The sequence below is a fragment of the Corynebacterium sp. TUM25015 genome, assembly GCF_056393505.1.
Map to the genome: position 1 here is coordinate 917,541 of NZ_CM150783.1, position 17,758 is coordinate 935,298.

Below are 17,758 nucleotides of genomic sequence, written 5' to 3' on the forward strand. Positions count from 1 at the left end.
GAACACCTATCAACTAAACAAATAAACAGCTTTTGGGGAATAGAAATGATTAAAAAATCAATGGCGGCGGAGGCGGAGAAACCACGTGTTGTTGCCGATGTGGATACCGGGATTGACGACAGTCTTGCACTGATTTACCTGGCTTATCTTCACTCCGCTGATGAGATTGATTTAGTGGTGACGACCAGCGCAGGGAATACGACGGTCGGGCAGGCGGCGGTGAATTCTAAAGAGGTTTTACGTCTGGCGGGAGCGCCGGAAGTTTCTGTAGTGGCCGGTGCTGGGAAGCCTTTGGTATTGCCATTGACCACGACTCCGGAAACGCACGGAAAAAGAGGATTAGGTTATTATTCGCCCGAATTGGAGGCTGGGTGTGGGGATGCGCACGAGGATGTGAGAGGGGATGTGCGAGCGGCCGTGCATGGAGATGCGCGAGCGGCCGTGGAGACGTGGCGCGGGGCGACCCACATTCTGGTAGCTGGTCCGGCGACAAACCTGGCTTGGGCTTTGGCACACGAGCCCGAGGTGGTGGGGCCGGCTGAAATTACGCTAATGACGGGGGCATTTAACTACCCAGGCAACACCACTCCCACCGCTGAATGGAATGCGTGGGTTGATCCGCATGCTTTGAAGGCCGTATTCGGTGGGGAAGCGTCCGGCGAGTCTGTTGCACAGAGTGCACAGAGTGCGCAGTGTGCGCAGCGCTCGTTGCCGGTCATCTGCCCACTCAATGTCACGGAACAGGTTCTACTGCATCCTCCGCGTTTAAGCAGGTGGCAGGACGCCGTGCGCCCTTCACGCCCACAACTTGCCGCCCTGCTCGGCGACGCTCTCCGCTTCTATTTCGAATTTCACCAATCTGTCGGCGTGGGCTATTGCGCGCAGATCCATGACCTCGCCGCGGCGATGGTGATGTTGGGGCGTATTCCTTGTTCTCTTTATGACGCCACCGTGGATGTTGAAGCGGATTCTCCCCTCATGCGTGGCACTACCGTGGCTGACCGAGTTGTTGACGGTGGTGGCGGATCTGTCGCAGCTGTCCGTGGAGATGTGGATCCCGCAGGAGCGTGTGGTGCTTATTGGAACCGCCCAGCTAATGCGCGGATTCTGGAAGCTTTGGATCCGGCGGACGTCTTTGCGGAATTTGAACGGGTTGTGTGCGGGTTCGGCGCTGATTAGCGCCGTCCCAAAAGTGCAAAATGTCGCTAGATCGGGAATGTGTTGACGAGATTCTCAAAACCTTCAAAATCAAAAACCCCTGACCTGCGGTTTTAGATTGATTGAAATGCTTGTCAGTAACACATTCCCGATCTAGCGACATTGGAGACTAAAAAGCCTCCGAGAAAGCCCCTAGTAAGCCCCCCGAGTAACTAGACTCGCTCGCGGGCCTTCTTGGCGGCAGCCACCAGAACCTCCAGGGAGGCGGTGGTTTCTTCCCAACCGCGGGTCTTCAGGCCACAGTCCGGGTTAACCCACAGCAGGGCGGGATCCACGGAGCCCAGGGCAGCGATCAGCAGGTCATCAACCTCCTGCTGCTTCGGCACACGCGGGGAGTGGATATCCCACACGCCTGGGCCAACACCCAGCTCGTAGCCCTCATCCTTCAGAGCGGCCAGAACCTGCATGCCATTGCGTGCAGCCTCGATGGAGGTCACGTCGGCGTCCAGGTTAGAGACGGTGTCGATCAGCTCGTTGAACTCGGAGTAGCACATGTGCGTGTGGATCTGCACCTTGTTCTCCGCGCCAGAGGTAGCCAGGCGGAAGGAGCCCACAGCCCACTCCAGATACTCCGGCTGCTGTTCCTTGCGCAATGGCAGCAGCTCGCGAATAGCGGGCTCGTCCACCTGCACCACGCGGGCGCCAGCGGCAATCAGGTCGGCAATCTCATCGCGCAGCGCCAGTGCAACCTGGTCGGCGGTTACGCCCAGCGGCTGGTCATCGCGTACGAAGGACCAGGCCAGCATGGTCACCGGACCGGTCAGCATGCCCTTGACTGGCTTGTCGGTCAGGTCAGCTGCCACCTTGTACCAATCGACAGTCATGGCGTGCGGGCGGGAGACGTCGCCGAAGATGATCGGCGGTCGCACGCAGCGGGAGCCGTAGGACTGCACCCATGCGTGCTCGGTGGACAGGTAACCCTCCAGCTGCTCGGAGAAGTACTGCACCATGTCATTGCGCTCTGGCTCGCCGTGCACTAGCACGTCCAAGCCCAGTTCCTCCTGGCGCTTGATTACGTCCGCGACCTCGTCCTTCATTGCCTGGGTGTAGGCCGCATCATCAATCTCGCCCTTGCGGTGCTTGGCGCGCGCCTGGCGAATCTCGGTGGTCTGCGGGAAGGAACCGATCGTGGTGGTCGGCAGCGGCGGCAGGTTCAGCTCAGCCTTCTGAGCCTCGCGACGAGCCTTAATGGAATCGCGGCGACGGTCGGCGTCGGTCACAGCATCCTGTCGCTCACGCACGGCGGCATTGTGCGTCAGGGTGGAGTTCTTGCGGTCCTCGATGGCTTCACGGGTTTCGGCAAACAGCTGCTCATCGGCCTCGGTCTGCTCGCCGCGCAGGGTGCGGGACAGGGCGGCGACCTCACGGATCTTCTCGGATCCGAAGGCCAGCCACTTCTTCACCTCTGCATTCAGGTTCTCTTCGCGCTGCAGCGAGTACGGCACGTGCAGCAGGGAACAGCTCGTGGAGACAGCCACCGGGCCGCGCTCTTGCAGGCCCTGCAGAGTCTTTAGCGCTGCGTCCAGGTCGGTGCGCCACACGTTGTGTCCATCCACCACGCCAGCGGCCAGCAGTTCCTTGCCGGTCCATGCGGGCAGCTCGGCAGCAGCAGCGCCACCTGTCACCAGGTCCACGCCGAAGGCTGCCACACCGGAGCCGCTCAGTAGCTCGATGGCTGCGTTGCCGTCACCGAAGTAGGTCTGGATAAGCAGGTTGACGCCCTCATCTCCAGCTCCGGCCACCTCGGCTAGCTTCTCGTAGCCAGCGCGGGTGCGCTTCAGCAGGTCTTCGTTGGCAGGTGCATCCGCGTAGGCGAAGTCGGTAACCAGGATCGGCTCGTCGAACTGTACCCACTTCACGCCGCGGTCTGCGATGCGCTTGAGCAGGCGGGAGTAGGCGTCAAAAATTTCCTCGAGGTGAGCGAAGGCATCGGAACCGTCGATGGTGCGCGACAGAGCCAGGTACGTCAGCGGGCCCACCAGAACGGGGCGGACGGCCTCGCCAGCGCGGGTGACCTGGTCGCGGATGTCCTCTAGGAATGCGGAATCGTCCAACTCCACGCGGGAATCCTTGGCCAGCTCCGGCACGATGTAGTGGTAGTTCGTGTCGAACCACTTCGTCATTGCGGAGGCCGGCAGGTCCTTGGTTCCGCGGGCGGCGGCGAAGTAGCGGTCGATGAAGCGCGGCAGGCCATCGTTATCGTGATCCGCGATGTCAGCGACGCGCTCGGGTAGCAGCCCCAGCAAAGCGGTGGTGTCGAGTACCGCGTCGTAGAAGGAGCGGCCAGAGAAGGCTGCGGAATCCAAGCCGGCGGCCAGCAGCTCGTCGGTGTAGTCGTTAACCAGGCGTGTTGCAGTGTTGGCCAGGTTGCGTCCGGTGGAGTTATCGCGCCAGTAGCCCTCCAGAGCCTTCTTGAGCTCGCGGTCAGGTCCGATGCGCGGAACCCCGGCGACGGTTGCGTTGAAAGTCATGATTTTTCCTGTCTTTCTTTGTTTAATTGATCTGCGTTAAGGCTCGTTTGGGAGCCTTTGCCGTTCTGCGGTTCCCGCGCGCTATGCCTTTCCCGGGGCTCCAGAAGGCACGCTTCGCGGCGGGGCGGAACTGCCTCCGCCATGCGCGGGTCGCTTGCTAAACCATTTAAGAATAGACAGCTTGGTCTGTCAACTAAGTCACTTAAATTAGGTGCTTGTGACCCCGGTTTCACACCCGTTTTCCCTGCCCCTGATGCCGCCAAAATGGCTGCGATTTGTGCAATCCGTACCGATTCTGTAAGCATTAAACAAACATTAAAACCACTGGCCACGCGGTCGAAACGTCGAGGTGACATAGACGTTACGCTTAGTCGCGCGCTGGCCCCTGCGAAAAACGAGGACCCACCCCATGCGCCCCCTGTCACAAAAAGCCACCTATGGACTGCTCGGTCTATCCGCAATCATCATCGTCGCCACCTGGCTGACCCTCGTCATCTGGCAGCCCTCCGACTCGACATATGAGTCCCTCGCCGACTCCAAAAGTTCCACCATTGCCCTCGTCGGTTTCGTTGTCCCCGCCATCCTGGCGCTCATCGCCGTAATCCCGCGCCTGCCCGTGCGCACCCTTGCGCTCCTGCCGGTCGCATTGGCAATCAATGTCGTGCTCGGCCACATCATCGGCAACATGGGTCTGCCTTTGCCGCTGTACCTGGATTCCATCGGCACGGTGCTGGTCGGTGCCTTGGCCGGCCCTTGGGCGGGGTTGGTCACCGGCGTGCTCTCCGCGCTGGTGTGGGGAACCTTCAACCCGACCGTCGTTGGCTTCGCAGCGGCCTACGCCTTCGTCGGCGTATGCGCTGGACTGCTCGGCAAGTGGTGGGTAGGTGCATATTGGAAGATCGCCCTATCCGCCTTGCTCATCGGTTTCCTGACAGCCCTGCTTTCCGCCCCGATCGCCTCCTTCATCTTCGGTGGCACCGCCGGTACGGGCACGGGTCTGCTTGTGACTGCCTACCGTTCCCTGGGCTTCGATCCGATGACCGCCGTATTCTTGCAGTCGTGGACTTCCGATCCAATCGATAAGTTCATTGTGTTTAGCGTGATCTACCTGGTCATTCGCGCATTGCCACAGCGCACGCGCCGAACCTTTGCACCGACGTCCGACAAGGCTGCATGAATCCACTGACATACCTCACCCTCGCTATAAGCGGGGTGATTTTCGTCCTCGTCGCCGATAGCCTCACCGTGTCCGCTATCGCGTGGGTCTTGTGCGCCGTTATGGCCCTTTTCTTCTCGACGCCCCGTCGTCCCTTTCTCGCAGCCAACCTCTTAGGCCTACCGGCTTTCCTGGGCTTCGGATTGATGTACGCACCCTTCGGACAGGAAACCGGATGGTGGATCCTCACCCGCGATGGTGTGCAGATCGCCCTGTCCCTGGGCAGTCGCTTCCTTGCCGCTACCACGATCGGCCTAACTATCGGAAGCTTCGTTAACCTAGACCGACTCATGCGCACTGTGCAGCCGCGCCTGCCTGCCAAATTGGTCTATGTCATCGGCGCCACCGCCCGACTACTGCCGCTTGCCAGAGCCCGTTGGCAGACCATCCAGCAGGTTCGCGCCTCCCGCGGAGTGGATGTGTCCACCCTGGGTGCGAAGTGCCGCATGATCCTCCCACTGATCGTCGGCATGGTCGACGATGCCGCCACCCACGCCCGCCCGCTACAGCGCACCGGAATTGGTGAACCGGGGCCGCGTACCGTGCTTCGCCCCGTTGCAGATACGGCTTTGGATTGGACCGTCCGCCTGCTGGCCATCGCAGCCCTAGTGGTGGGATGCTGGTGGGTAGTGCACTAAAGAAGCACGAGCACTAGCAAACGACCAGAAAGACCTTTGCGCGAACCATGCCTTTGACTACGTACATCTGGGGGGATAGTGGCGTCGGACTATCCGAACATGCCTGGTCGTACGCAGAAAAGACGGGCGCGGCATGGGTCGGCAACGAGGCCAGCGCGCACATTTCCCTGCTGCGCAATACGGTCGCTGAAGAGCTCGCTTTTCCCATGGAGCAGCGCGGTGTAGAGCAGGCGGAGATGCAAGCTCGGGTAGATGCAGCCCTGCGGCTGTGGGGCTTGGAAGCGCAGGCAGAGCAGAACCCTGCCACCCTGTCGACAGGTCAAACCCGGCGCGTGGCGATTGCCGCGGCACTGCTCGCACGCCCCGATGCGTTGGTGCTCGATTGTCCTTTGGATGGGCTGGATGCCTCCGCCGTCGAGACCCTGCGTAGCACCCTTGCGGACTTCACAGGGCCCGTGACCGTTTATGATCGCGCAGGTTCACCCTTAAGCGATGACGCCCCTACGCACCAACGCCTGAACGCCGATGGCACCCTGACGCGCGCCACCGCTCCGCAGCCTGCAACCGGCGTGGTGACTATGCAGACTGCTGCGCAGGGAGACGCAGGGACGGCCTTGTTGGCGCGGGATGTGGTTTTCCGCCGAGGTGGCGTTGGCCCCATAAACATGGATGTTCCCGCAGGACGTGTGGTGCACCTAGCTGGGCCGAACGGATGTGGAAAAACGACCCTGTTCCTCGGTGCCCTGGGACTATTGAAGTACCGCGGAACCCTACGTGCCGAGGGGCTTAAGGGCTGGGCGCCCACGCAGATGGATCAGGCCGTGACATGCCGCACCGTGGCTGACGAATTGGCCGTGGGTGCGGGGGAAGAGCTTGCTGCCGCAGTCATTGACTTCGCAGGGCTGGGGCCGTGGGCAGGCACGCACCCGCTCGATGTGCCGGCAGCGAAAAGGCGGATCGTGCTTGTCGCAGCGGCGATGGTGCGCGGAGCTGATCTGGTGATGCTGGACGAACCCACCGTGGGGCTGGACGCGCCGGGCTATCGCGAACTAGCGGAGCTGATACACCGCTATACAGCAGGGGAATATGCCCAACTCATTGGGGCAGCCACGCCGGGGGCACCGACGGTGCTGTGGACATGCCATGACGCACGCTTCGCAGAGCACGTGAGCGATGTGCGCATAGATATGCGCACAGATATGGTCGGCTAGTTAAAAACACGTCCAGCTAGTTGGTGATTTCGATGGAATCGCCGTTGCGCTCGACCTTCTTAGCCGGGCTCATCGGATCGCGCGAAGGCCCCTCCACGACATCTCCGGTGGCGACATCAAACTTGGACATGTGCTTGGGGCACACTGCCACAGTGATGTCCCCGGACTTCTCAATGGAGTCGATGGTGCCGCCAGCATGCGGGCAGGTAGTGGAGAACGCCTTGTACTCGTTCTCGCCGGGGCGGGAGAGTACCCAACCATCCAGAATCGTGGAGCCTCCGACCTCCAGATCCGCGGCATCGGCCTTCGCTACGACCTCTTCACTGGCGCAAGCCGCCAGCAGTGCGCCGGAGGCTGTAGCGGCGGTGGCAACGGCCACGCCGCGCAGGAAAGAACGGCGGGAACAGGGCAGGGGGTTGTGAGCTTGAGAGTCACGCTGCGTTTCGCTCATAGCTTTGATCCTTCCATCAGGTTGAGCGTCCGACAAGCCTGCGCGACGAGGCGGGGTAGGGCAGGCCGGACGGGGCGGGTGGCAGCGTAAATATACGGGCATAAGTAAGGTGAGTGAATATGTACACACCCGAGGCAATTGGTACCCCACTGACTCCCTCCTCTCTGAAAGTCCTGCTGCTTGGCGCCAGCGAGCTGGGGAGGGAACTCGCCGTCGCCCTGCAGCGCTTGGGCGTAGAGGTACACGCTGCGGACCGATACGCCGGTGCTCCCGCGCACCACGTGGCCAACAAGGCACACGTTATGGACATCTACGACGGGGAATCGATCAGGCAGCTAGTACGCGAAGTTGCCCCGCAGTTCATCGTCCCGGACGTGGAGTTCATCCCCGCAGACGTACTGCAGGAAATCGAAGCCGAGGGTGTGGCCTCCGTCGTACCGACCGCCCTCGCCAACAGGCTGACCATGAACCGTGAGGGCATCCGCACCTTCGCCCACGACAAACTGGGTCTGCCGAATAGCGCCTTCCGTTTTGCCTCCACCGCCGATGAACTAGCTCGCGCCGCCGAGGAGATCGGCTACCCATGTGTGGTCAAGCCCGTCATGGGGCATTCCGGCGCAGGTCAGAGCTATGTCGGCGGAGTCGATGAGCTCGAAGCCGCCTGGAACGAGGCCATCAAAAATTCCCGCACAAACGTGCAGCGCGTCATGGTGGAGCAGTACATTCCTTTCGACTACGAGGTCACCATCCTCGCCGTGCGCTCCATCGATCCCGCCACAGGCCGGGAGGCCACCTGGTTCTGCGAACCCATCGGCCACCGCCAGGATCGCGGCGACTACGTGGAATCCTGGCAGCCCGCGTACATGTCCGAAGATGCCTTGGACACCGCACGCAGTATCGCCGCCCGTATCGCCACCGCCTTGGGCGGGCGTGGCGTGTTCGGCGTAGAGCTATTCGTCAAGGGCAATGACGTCTACTTCTCCGAAGTAAGCCCCCGCCCGCACGATACGGGCATGGTTACGCTTGGCACCCAGCGGTTCTCAGAGTTCGACCTGCACGCACGCGCCATTCTTGGGTTGCCGATTGATACCACGCTGATTTCCCCGGGGGCTTCCGCGGTAATCCGCTGTGCCGAACGGTACGACGGCGATATCGAATATATGGGCGTCGAGAAGGCAATGGCAGTGGAGGAAACTAACGTTTACCTCTTCGGCAAACCCCGGGCGCTGACGCGGCGGCGAATGGGAGTGGCAGTGACCACTGCAGAAAGCATTGACGAGGCGCGCCAGCGGGCTGAGGAAGCTGCGGGGTACGTCACGGTGCGGCCGACGGTTTTCGCAGAACAGGGGCAGTAGTCCTAAACTTCGGGGTATGGGACATAGCGCAACCGACCTCAATGAAACCCGCATTCTGCTGTACTACTGCTTCACCCCGATCGACGACCCGACCGCGGTGATGCTGTGGCAACGTGCGCTGTGCGAGCAGTTGGAACTGAAGGGGCGCATCCTCATCAGCAAGCACGGCATCAATGGCACCGTCGGCGGATCGCTGGCTAGCTGCAAGCAGTATGTGCGGCGCACCCGCGAATTCCCAGGCTTCAAGAAGATGGAGTTCAAGTGGTCCTCTGGTTCAGCCGACGACTTCCCGCGCCTGTCCGTGAAGGTGCGCGATGAGATTGTGGCCTTCGGCGCCCCGGATGAGTTGAAGGTGGATGAAAACGGCGTGATCGGTGGTGGCGTGCACCTGAAGCCGGAGGAAGTCAACGACCTGGTGGAAAAGCGCGGTGACGAGGTGGTTTTCTTCGACGGGCGCAATGCCATGGAGGCGGAGATCGGCAAGTTTAAGAATGCGGTGGTGCCCGATGTACGTACTACCCACGACTTCATCGGCGAGATTGAATCTGGCAAATACGACCATCTGAAGGACAAGCCTGTCGTCACGTACTGCACCGGCGGCATCCGCTGCGAAATCCTCAGCTCGCTGATGAAGAACCGCGGGTTCGAGGAGGTTTATCAGATCGACGGTGGCATCGTCCGCTATGGGGAAAAGTACGGTGACCAGGGTCTATGGGAGGGTTCCCTGTATGTCTTCGACGGGCGTATGCACATGGAATTTAGTGATGACGCCGCTACGCTGGGCCGCTGCCGAGCGTGTGGTCACGCGACCAACGATTTCCATAACTGTGTGAATGAGCAGTGCCGCGAGCAGATTCTGCTGTGTGATAGCTGTGCTGCGAACCCGGAGAGTGCCACCTGCGGGCGTAAGGAATGTGCCGAGGTAGCGGCGGAGATGGCGGGCTAGAGCTCCAACTCCATCGTGACATGCGGGATGCCTTCCTCCTCGAAACGCTCCCCAATAGGCTTGAAGCCGAATTTTGCGTAGAAGTCCTGTACCTGCTCCTGGGCATTGAGGGAGACGCGAGCAACCTGGGTAGTCGGGTCTAATGCAGCGGCACGGCTCTTGCAGACCTCCAGCGCCTGCTCCATGATTTGCGTGGCGATGCCGCGTCCGCGGACATCCTTGGCCACGCACATGCGACCAATGTGCTGGTTATCTGGCTTGCCATACACGCGGGCGGTGCCCACCAGGCGCAGGGGAGATCCTGGATCCGGCTGGCCGAAGGGGTACTCCGGGCCACTGCCGGGGTGGATATAGGCCAGCACATGGTGGGTATTCGGGTGGGGATCGATATCGTCGATCTCCGCGAAAGGTGTCTGCTGTTCATGGACGAACACGTCCACGCGCAACTTGTACAGCGGATGCAGCTGCTGGGCGGGCATTGCCAGTAGGGCGCGCCCGGTGAAATGAACATCCGGGAACTCGGCGGCGCCGGCAGTAGGGGAGGGAGTGTTAGCCACGGTGTTGCGTTTTCCTAGGTATTGCGTATTCCTACTTTCAGTATCCCTGCTTAGACGTTCTTACCCTTGGCGTGGTGCAGCATCTCAGCCCACTCGCGCACCTTCTTGCGCTCGCGGCCTTCGGCCTCGCCGAGTTCGCGCTCGTGCTTATCCAGGCTGTACCAGCCATCCCAGGTGGTGTGGTCAATGCCCTTTTCTTCCAGGAAGGCCTCTACAGCCTCAAGCTCTGGCTTCTCGGGGTTAAAGCCGATGCCGTTGGCGGCATCCTCCAGCAGGTTGGCCACAGCCTCGTTCGCATCGCCCTTGGTGTTGCCGATCAGGCCAACCGGGCCGCGGCGGACCCAGCCGGTGGTGTAGACGCCGGGCAGGCGCTCGCGCTTTTCTGCCTCCGGGTCAGCGGAACCGGGCACGCCCGCGATGCCGTCGGCGGTCGGTCCTTCGGTCAGTACACGGCCACCGACGTTGGGCAGCACGTTCTGACGCTCATCCCAGGGCAGGCCAGGCTGCTCATCGGACTTGTAACCCACGGCGCGGTAGACCGCGCCCACCGGCCACTCGGTGAGCTTGCCGGTACCAGAAACAGAGCCATCGCCATTGAGCTCGGTGCGCTCGGTGACAAAGGCAGTCACGCGGCCTTCGGCGTCGGACTTAACCTCGACAGGAGACTCGAAGAAGTGGATGAAGAGCTTGTGAGGAGCGCCCTTCGGGTCGGCGATGGCGTATTGCTCCAGACGGGTACAGACCATGTCCTGGATCTTGGATGCGCGGCGTGCCTCTTCGGAGCCCTCGTCGTACTGGATGTCCTCTGGATCAATAACGATCTCGATGGTGTCGGAATCGTTCAGTTCCTTCAGCTCCAGCGGGGTGAACTTCGCTTGTGCCGGACCGCGACGGCCAAAGACATGCACCTCCTTGGCCTGGTTGTCCTTTAGGGAGTCGTAGACGTTGTCCGGAATCTCGGTGACCTTTAGCTCGTCGCCGGTCTTAGCCAGCACGCGGGCGACGTCGAGGGCGACGTTACCGACGCCGACCACGGCGACAGAGTCAGCGGACAGGTCCCACTTTTCGTCGAAGTACGGGTTAGCGTCGTAGAAACCGACGAATTCTCCCGCACCGATGGTGTGCTCGCCGCCGGGGATGTTTAGCGGGCGGTCATCGGTGGCACCCGTGGCGTAGATGACGGCATCGTAGAACTGCTTTAGTTCGTCGATTGTGACGTCCTGGCCGACATTGATGTTGCCGAACAGGCGGATCTCGGGCTTATCCATCACCTTGTGCAGGGATTTGATGATGCCCTTGATGCGCGGGTGGTCGGGAGCAACTCCGTAGCGGATGAGGCCGAAGGGTGCCGGCATGCGCTCGTAAATGTCGACGCTAACGTCAGCCTCAGACTTCGTTAGTGCGTCGGAGGCGTAGATACCTGCCGGGCCGGAGCCGATGACTGCAATGCGAAGGGGGCGATTCTCGGGCATGTCTGGTGCAAATCCTTCTTATTCGGGTCGTACTTCGGTCGTGGGTAAACCGCGGTGCTGAACTCGCATATTGAGCTCGCGCGGAGCGATTGTTGTATCGCGCCGGCTGAACCGCATGAAGCGTTCGAACTGCTTATGAAATAACACAGTCCAATGTAGCGAAATTCCATACGGGGTCACTACATCGGGGTCACCGCGGGTAACTCCACGAACTATAGACAACTCTGTCTACAAAAATCAAGAAATCGCTTGAATTTGTGCGAGATGCCATCTAACCTGAACCGGACAATGCAGACAGACTGATCAGTCTAGACAGGGGTTGAGAGACGATGACGACCGAATCGACCACCGGAGCGGACGCCGCACAGAAGCCGGCACGTCCGCGCCGCAAGAAGCAGCGCAAGCCCCCAGGGCAGTGGGCTGTCGATGGCCGAGAGCCGCTCAATGACGACGAGCGAATCAAGCAGGAGGATCCTGGATTTAGCGTGATGCAGCGCATCCGTGACATCTATTCCAAGGAAGGGTTTGACTCCATCCCGGCGGAAGATCTCGCCCCACGCTTCAAGTGGGTTGGTATGTATACGCAGCGTAAGCAGGGGCTCGATGGTGAAAAGACCTCGACCCTCACTAATGCTGAGCTGCAGGATAACTACTTCATGATGCGTATCCGCCTCGATGGCGGTGTGGTGAGCTCGGCCGGCCTGCGCACTATCGGTGAGATTTCCGAAAAGTATGCGCGTAACACTGCCGACTTCACTGACCGGCAGAACGTGCAGCTGCACTGGATTCGTATCGAGGACGTTCCGACGATCTGGGATGAGTTGGCAAAGGTTGGCCTGGATTCCTTCTTTGGCTGCGGCGACGTACCGCGCGTCATCCTTGGCTCTCCAGTCGCCGGTATTGCCAAGGATGAGATTATCGATGGCCGTCCGGCCATCGATAAGATCAAAAAAGAGCTGCTGCCCGACCCTGAATTTGGCAACCTGCCCCGCAAGTTTAAATCCGCAATCTCCGGGCACTCCCGCCAGGACGTCACCCACGAAATCCAAGACCTGGCCTTTATTGGCTCCGAGCATCCGGAACATGGCCCCGGCTTTGATGTCTGGGTCGGCGGTGGCCTGTCCACTAACCCGATGCTCGCGCAGCGTCTAGGTGTGTGGGTGCCGCTCGACGAAGTGCCTGAGGTATGGGCTGGTGTGGTGCGAATCTTCCGCGACTATGGCTACCGCCGCATGCGTAACCGCGCCCGCCTGAAGTTCCTGGTCGCCGACTGGGGTGTGGAAAAGTTCCGTGAGGTGCTGGAAAACGAGTATCTCAAGCGCCCGCTGCTGGACGGCCCGGCGCCGGGGGAGTACCCCGGTTACCGCGATCATGTCGGCCTGCACGAGCAAAAGGACGGCAAGTTCTATCTGGGCGTAAAACCCACGGTTGGCCACACCGATGGTAAGCAACTGCAGCAGCTTGCCGACCTGGCGGAAAAGTACGGCACCACCAACATCCGCACCACTCCCGATAAGGAGCTATTGTTCCTGGATCTGGAGCGCGAAGCTGCCGAGGCTTTGGCTGCAGACCTGGAAGAACTCGGCCTGTCTGCCAAGCCCTCGGCTTTCCGTCGCGACATCATCTCCTGTACTGGCCTGGAGTTCTGCAAGCTGGCTCACGTTGTCACCAAGCAGCGCGCCATCGCACTGGTTGATGAGTTGGAAGATCGCCTCGGCGACCTCGATGTGCCGCTGAAGATCAGCCTTAATGGCTGCCCGAACTCCTGCGCCCGTACTCAGGTGGCGGATATCGGCCTGTCGGGCAAGATTCTCACGACCGACGAAGGGGAACGAGTGGAGGGATTCCAGGTGCACCTCGGCGGCACTATCGGTATGGAGCCACACTTTGGCAAGAAGGTCCGCGGCAACCAGGTCTACTCCAAGGATCTGGGCGACTATGTGGTCCGCATCGTGGAGAACTTCAAGTCTCACCGTGACGAGGGTGAGGAATTCCGCGATTGGGTTATCCGCGCCGACGACGAGTTGTTGGTGTAGCCCATGAGTGTTCCTGATTCTGACTCCCTTCCGAGCGTGAACGAGCAGGTCGGCGGCCGTGTGGGGCACCCCAATGCCCGCCGTGCGACGGTGAACAATTGCCCCTACTGCATGTCCCAGAATCTGTTTCCGGACGCAGAGACCGACAACGCTTGGCAGTGCCGCGAGTGTATGCGCGTTTTCTCAGTCAAGTTCCATGGACAGCTGGTGTAACTGACTTCTTGGTGACGCCCCTACGGTTCATTCCCTCCAGTCCTGTCTGGCATTTACGCAGGTAGCGGTTACGGGGCGTCAAGAAGAATTGCAAACCCGGTTGTAGGAATGGACAGATTGGTCTATTGTTGGGAGAGCTTAAGCAGACTGATCGGTCTGTCTAGGGAATAACCAAGAGTTCCCCCGAGTTCTGAAAAACATCAACTTCAAAACGACAAACATCAACCCGAGAAGAGGAGCTCATGAGCCTGGTAGATGCGACCGGCCTGCTCAGCGGGAATTCGGATGACTTCCGAGACCCCGCCGAGAGTCCGAAGGGCGCGCCGACCAAGACCACGCCACTGAGTGACGAGGAGCGAGCCGCCAACGAGCAGCTCGTTGCCGAGTGGAACGACAAGCTAGAGGGCGCCAGCGCCGAAGAAATCATGGAATGGGTGGCGGAACACGTGCCCGGTAAGATCGCCGTGACCATGTCCATGCAGGACACCGTCCTGGCTGAGCTGGCAGAAGGCCGCCTGGCGGAAGACCGCGCGGAACTGGTCTTCCTGGACACCGGCTACCACTTTGCCGAGACACTCGAAACCCGCGACAAGGTACAGCAGCGCTACAACCTGCCACTGGAAAACATCACCCCGGTACTCAGCCGTGAGGAGCAGGACAAGGTTTACGGTCCGCGCCTGTACTCCCGCGACAACACCGCTTGCTGCCGCATGCGCAAGGTCGAGCCCCTGGCGCGAATGCTCAACCCCTTCAACGCCTGGATCACCGGCGTGCGCCGCGTGGACAACGCCCTGCGCGCCAACACCCCGGTGCTGGACGTGGACCGCACCGGCCGACTGAAGATCAATCCCATCGTCGCCTGGAGTGACGAGGACGTGGAGGCCTATATCACCGACCACGATCTGATCATCAACCCTCTGACCAAGCAGGGTTACCCGTCGATCGGCTGCGAGACCTGCACCTTGCCGGTCGCCGAAGGACAGGACCCCCGATCCGGTCGCTGGGCCGGCTCCAACAAGACAGAATGCGGACTTCACACATGAGTACTGATAACAACACCGCCCTTTCGCCCCACCTGGCGAGCTTGGAGGCGGAAGCAATCGAGATCCTGCGCGAGGTAGCAGGCCAGTTCGACCGTACTGCGCTGCTGTTTTCCGGCGGCAAGGATTCCGTCGTGGTTTTGGAACTAGCCAAGCGCGCATTTCACCCCGCCTCCGTGCCCTTTGAACTGGTGCACGTGGATACCGGCCACAACTTCCCGGAGGTCATCGAGTTCCGCGACAAGATCGCTGCAGATCCAAAGGTGACACTGCACGTTGCCGCCGTACAGGACTGGATTGACAGCGGTGCGATCCAGGAGCGCCCCGATGGCACCCGCAACCCACTGCAGACCGTGCCACTGGTGGAGACGATCCAGAACCGTGGCTATGACGCTGTGCTGGGTGGTGCCCGCCGCGATGAAGAGAAAGCCCGCGCCAAGGAGCGTGTGTTCTCTGTGCGCGATAGCTTCGGCGGCTGGAACCCGCGCCGCCAGCGTCCGGAGCTGTGGGGCCTATACAACGGCCGCCACCAAGTGGGCGAAAACATCCGCGTGTTCCCAATCTCCAACTGGACTGAAGCTGACGTGTGGGACTACATCCGCGACCGCAATGTTGAAGTTCCGGCCATCTACTACTCCCACCAGCGCGAAGTCTTCAACCGTAATGGCATGTGGCTGACCCCGGGCGAATGGGGCGGGCCGAAGGACGGCGAGGAGCTAGTGGAAAAGACCGTGCGCTACCGCACCGTCGGCGACATGAGCTGCACCGGCGCAGTTCTTTCCACCGCCACGACCATCGAGGACGTGATCGAAGAGATCCGCCAGTCCACCACCACCGAGCGCGGCGCCACCCGTGCCGACGACAAGCTCAGTGAGTCCTCCATGGAGGATCGCAAGAAGGAAGGTTACTTCTGATGTCCACCAACCTGCCGACCCTCCGCCTGTGCACCGCCGGCTCCGTCGACGACGGAAAATCGACCTTCGTGGGCCGCCTGCTGCACGATACGAAGTCCATCCTGGCCGACCAGTACGAGTCCGTCGAGCGCGTTTCCAACGCCAAGGGGCTGGAAAACCCCGACCTTTCGTTGCTGGTCGATGGCCTGCGTGCCGAACGCGAACAGGGCATCACCATCGATGTGGCCTACCGTTACTTCGCCACCGATAAGCGCAGCTTCATCCTGGCCGATACTCCCGGCCACGTGCAGTACACGCGCAACACCGTCACGGGCCTATCCACCTCGGAGCTGGTCATCGTTCTGGTTGACGCCCGCAATGGCGTGATCGAGCAGACCCGTCGCCACCTGACCGTGGCGGCGATGATGAAGATCTCCCACGTGATCGTCGCTGTGAACAAGATCGATGCGGTGGACTATGACGAGAATGTCTTCAACGAGGTCAAGTCCGATGTCGACGCTTTGGTCTCCGAGCTGGGCCTGGCACACGTCGATGTAATCCCGACATCCGCCCTGCTGGGCGACAACGTCGTCGAGCGCAGCCAGAACACCCCGTGGTACACCGGTCCATCGGTGCTAGAAATCCTGGAGACCACCGAGCCAGCGAAGAACACCGTGGACGTGGAGCGTGGCTTGCGATTCCCAATCCAGATCGTCATCCGCGATCACGCTACCGACTACCGCGGCTATGCGGGACGCGTCACCGCTGGCACGGTGTCCGTCGGCGATACAGTTCTGGCTGATGGTCGCAAAGCCGTTATCGAGGGAATCGACGGCCCCGCAGGGGAGCAGCAGTCCGCCACCCGCGGCGAATCCGTATCCCTCCGTCTGGACCGCGACATCGACCTGTCCCGTGGGGACATCATCGCGGCGCAGGATCTGCCGGAGCCGCAACAGTCCTTCACCGCCACGGTGTTCCACCTTGCCGAAACCCCGGTACGTCTGCGCAGCAACGTGCTGGTGCGCTACGGCACTGCACTGGTACGCGGACGAGTGGATGAGGTTATTCGCCGCGTGGACATCTCCGGCCGTAACCGCAGCGATGAGGAAATCGCCCACGGCAGTGCCGACGAGCTGGCACTGAACGACATCGCGGAGGTGCGGGTGACGGTGGCCGAGCCGCTACCGGTCGAACCTTATCGTCGCGGTGGCCGAGTCGGTTCATTGCTGCTGGTGAACCCCGGCAGCGGCGATACTCTCACCGCAGGTTTGGTGAACTAACATGACCGGCCCGGTACCCATCATTTGCTTAGCGCATGGATCCCGCCACCCACAGGCGGATCAGGCGGTATTCGACATTGCCGCGCGCATTTCCGCTAGCACTGGGGTGCCGGCCTTCGCCGCTTTCTTGGACTTCCACCCAGCCACCCTCGCTACCGTTGCCCATCGCATTGTGGCAGCGGGGTACACCGAAGCTGTGGTGGTTCCACTGCTCTTCACTAGGGCTTTCCACGCTCGCCACGATGTCCCCGCCGCTATTGCCGAAGCTGCAGAATCTATCGACGCCACCTCTTCCACAGGGCTTACGCTCCACCTAGCCGATGGCTTGGGAACCGGTGCTGACATGGAAGCGCTGGTGGCTGACTTTACGGCTCAGTATCTTGCTGACACTGCCGGAAGCGCTTCGAACATCGACAAACTCGCTCTGTACTCCGTGGGATCCAGTAAACCCGGCGCCAACGAGGGAATCGCCGAGTTTGCCAGCCGCGTCGGCTCCCGGCTGAAGATGCGTCACACCCGCGCCTTCGTCGCCACTGGAAACCACCCCGGTAGTGATACGGACGCTCTGTTGAACTTCGCAGACGATCACACCGTCACCGTCCCCTTGTTCGTTAGTCCCGGCCTGCTCTGGGATAGAGCCAAAAACCGAATGCCGCACGGCCGGAAGTGTACGCGCCATCTAGGTGACGCGATCGCCCCGGTCGTGGTTGACCGCGCCTTTAGCGCACTGCAAAGACATTCTTCCCCCACAACTTTCTAGG

Annotated in this window: 16 protein-coding genes; 12 read left to right on the plus strand and 4 right to left on the minus strand. The window is 61.0% G+C overall.

Annotated elements, in window-relative coordinates; translation table 11 throughout:
- The first annotated feature begins 45 nt into the window (after positions 1–45).
- On the plus strand, positions 46–1,179 hold the full coding sequence (locus tag AC06DS_RS04130; protein WP_477101084.1) for a nucleoside hydrolase: 1,134 nt from the start codon (positions 46–48) through the stop codon (positions 1,177–1,179).
- Positions 1,180–1,370: 191 nt separating this feature from the next.
- Here AC06DS_RS04130 and metE read toward each other — a convergent pair whose 3' ends face one another.
- Positions 1,371–3,689, minus strand: coding sequence for a 5-methyltetrahydropteroyltriglutamate--homocysteine S-methyltransferase (metE, locus tag AC06DS_RS04135; protein ID WP_293792220.1), 2,319 nt, complete (start codon positions 3,687–3,689; stop codon positions 1,371–1,373).
- A gap of 409 nt (positions 3,690–4,098) precedes the next feature.
- On the opposite strand from metE, the gene AC06DS_RS04140 reads away from it, so the two are divergent.
- Genes AC06DS_RS04140 through AC06DS_RS04150 form a run of 3 tightly spaced genes read left to right on the plus strand, consistent with a single transcriptional unit; the run spans position 4,099 to position 6,754 of the window.
- Positions 4,099–4,866 carry an ECF transporter S component gene (locus AC06DS_RS04140; protein ID WP_448306944.1) on the plus strand — a complete coding sequence of 256 codons (768 nt, stop codon included), beginning with the start codon at positions 4,099–4,101 and terminating at the stop codon, positions 4,864–4,866.
- A complete protein-coding gene (locus tag AC06DS_RS04145; RefSeq protein ID WP_477101085.1) occupies positions 4,863–5,543 on the plus strand; it encodes an energy-coupling factor transporter transmembrane component T in 681 nt (226 codons plus the stop codon). The genes AC06DS_RS04140 and AC06DS_RS04145 overlap by 4 nt, the downstream gene beginning before the upstream one ends.
- A 47-nt stretch (positions 5,544–5,590) precedes the next feature.
- Complete coding sequence (locus AC06DS_RS04150; RefSeq protein WP_477101086.1) at positions 5,591–6,754, plus strand: ATP-binding cassette domain-containing protein; 1,164 nt, start codon at positions 5,591–5,593, stop codon at positions 6,752–6,754.
- Between the two features lie 16 nt (positions 6,755–6,770).
- On the opposite strand, the gene AC06DS_RS04155 is transcribed toward AC06DS_RS04150, so the two are convergent.
- Complete coding sequence (locus AC06DS_RS04155; protein ID WP_448306948.1) at positions 6,771–7,205, minus strand: Rieske (2Fe-2S) protein; 435 nt, start codon at positions 7,203–7,205, stop codon at positions 6,771–6,773.
- Between the two features lie 119 nt (positions 7,206–7,324).
- Between AC06DS_RS04155 and purT the strand changes: the two genes are divergently transcribed.
- Both purT and trhO read left to right on the plus strand, forming a co-directional pair.
- Entirely contained in the window at positions 7,325–8,560 is a 1,236-nt protein-coding gene (gene purT, locus AC06DS_RS04160) for a formate-dependent phosphoribosylglycinamide formyltransferase (protein WP_477101087.1), read from the plus strand.
- Positions 8,561–8,576: 16 nt separating this feature from the next.
- Positions 8,577–9,506: an oxygen-dependent tRNA uridine(34) hydroxylase TrhO gene (trhO, locus tag AC06DS_RS04165; RefSeq protein ID WP_477101088.1), complete on the plus strand. Its 930-nt coding sequence runs from the start codon at positions 8,577–8,579 to the stop codon at positions 9,504–9,506.
- Here trhO and AC06DS_RS04170 read toward each other — a convergent pair.
- A complete protein-coding gene (locus tag AC06DS_RS04170) occupies positions 9,503–10,063 on the minus strand; it encodes a GNAT family N-acetyltransferase (protein WP_477101089.1) in 561 nt (186 codons plus the stop codon). The two genes, trhO and AC06DS_RS04170, sit on opposite strands and share 4 nt — an antisense overlap.
- A 50-nt stretch (positions 10,064–10,113) precedes the next feature.
- Entirely contained in the window at positions 10,114–11,535 is a 1,422-nt protein-coding gene (locus AC06DS_RS04175) for an FAD-dependent oxidoreductase (protein ID WP_293792236.1), read from the minus strand.
- Between the two features lie 329 nt (positions 11,536–11,864).
- Between AC06DS_RS04175 and AC06DS_RS04180 the strand changes: the two genes are divergently transcribed.
- The 6 genes from AC06DS_RS04180 to AC06DS_RS04205 all read left to right on the plus strand — a co-directional run bounded on the left by AC06DS_RS04180 (position 11,865) and on the right by AC06DS_RS04205 (position 17,757).
- Positions 11,865–13,571 carry a nitrite/sulfite reductase gene (locus AC06DS_RS04180; protein ID WP_477101090.1) on the plus strand — a complete coding sequence of 569 codons (1,707 nt, stop codon included), beginning with the start codon at positions 11,865–11,867 and terminating at the stop codon, positions 13,569–13,571.
- A gap of 3 nt (positions 13,572–13,574) precedes the next feature.
- On the plus strand, positions 13,575–13,784 hold the full coding sequence (locus AC06DS_RS04185; RefSeq protein WP_473963545.1) for a hypothetical protein: 210 nt from the start codon (positions 13,575–13,577) through the stop codon (positions 13,782–13,784).
- Between the two features lie 242 nt (positions 13,785–14,026).
- On the plus strand, positions 14,027–14,827 hold the full coding sequence (locus tag AC06DS_RS04190; RefSeq protein WP_477101091.1) for a phosphoadenylyl-sulfate reductase: 801 nt from the start codon (positions 14,027–14,029) through the stop codon (positions 14,825–14,827).
- Positions 14,824–15,738, plus strand: coding sequence for a sulfate adenylyltransferase subunit CysD (cysD, locus tag AC06DS_RS04195; protein ID WP_477101092.1), 915 nt, complete (start codon positions 14,824–14,826; stop codon positions 15,736–15,738). The genes AC06DS_RS04190 and cysD overlap by 4 nt, the downstream gene beginning before the upstream one ends.
- A complete protein-coding gene (locus tag AC06DS_RS04200) occupies positions 15,738–16,997 on the plus strand; it encodes a sulfate adenylyltransferase subunit 1 (RefSeq protein WP_477101093.1) in 1,260 nt (419 codons plus the stop codon). Before cysD ends, AC06DS_RS04200 begins: the two co-directional genes overlap by 1 nt.
- A 1-nt stretch (position 16,998) precedes the next feature.
- Positions 16,999–17,757, plus strand: coding sequence for a sirohydrochlorin chelatase (locus AC06DS_RS04205; protein WP_477101094.1), 759 nt, complete (start codon positions 16,999–17,001; stop codon positions 17,755–17,757).
- The last annotated feature ends 1 nt before the right edge of the window (position 17,758 follow it).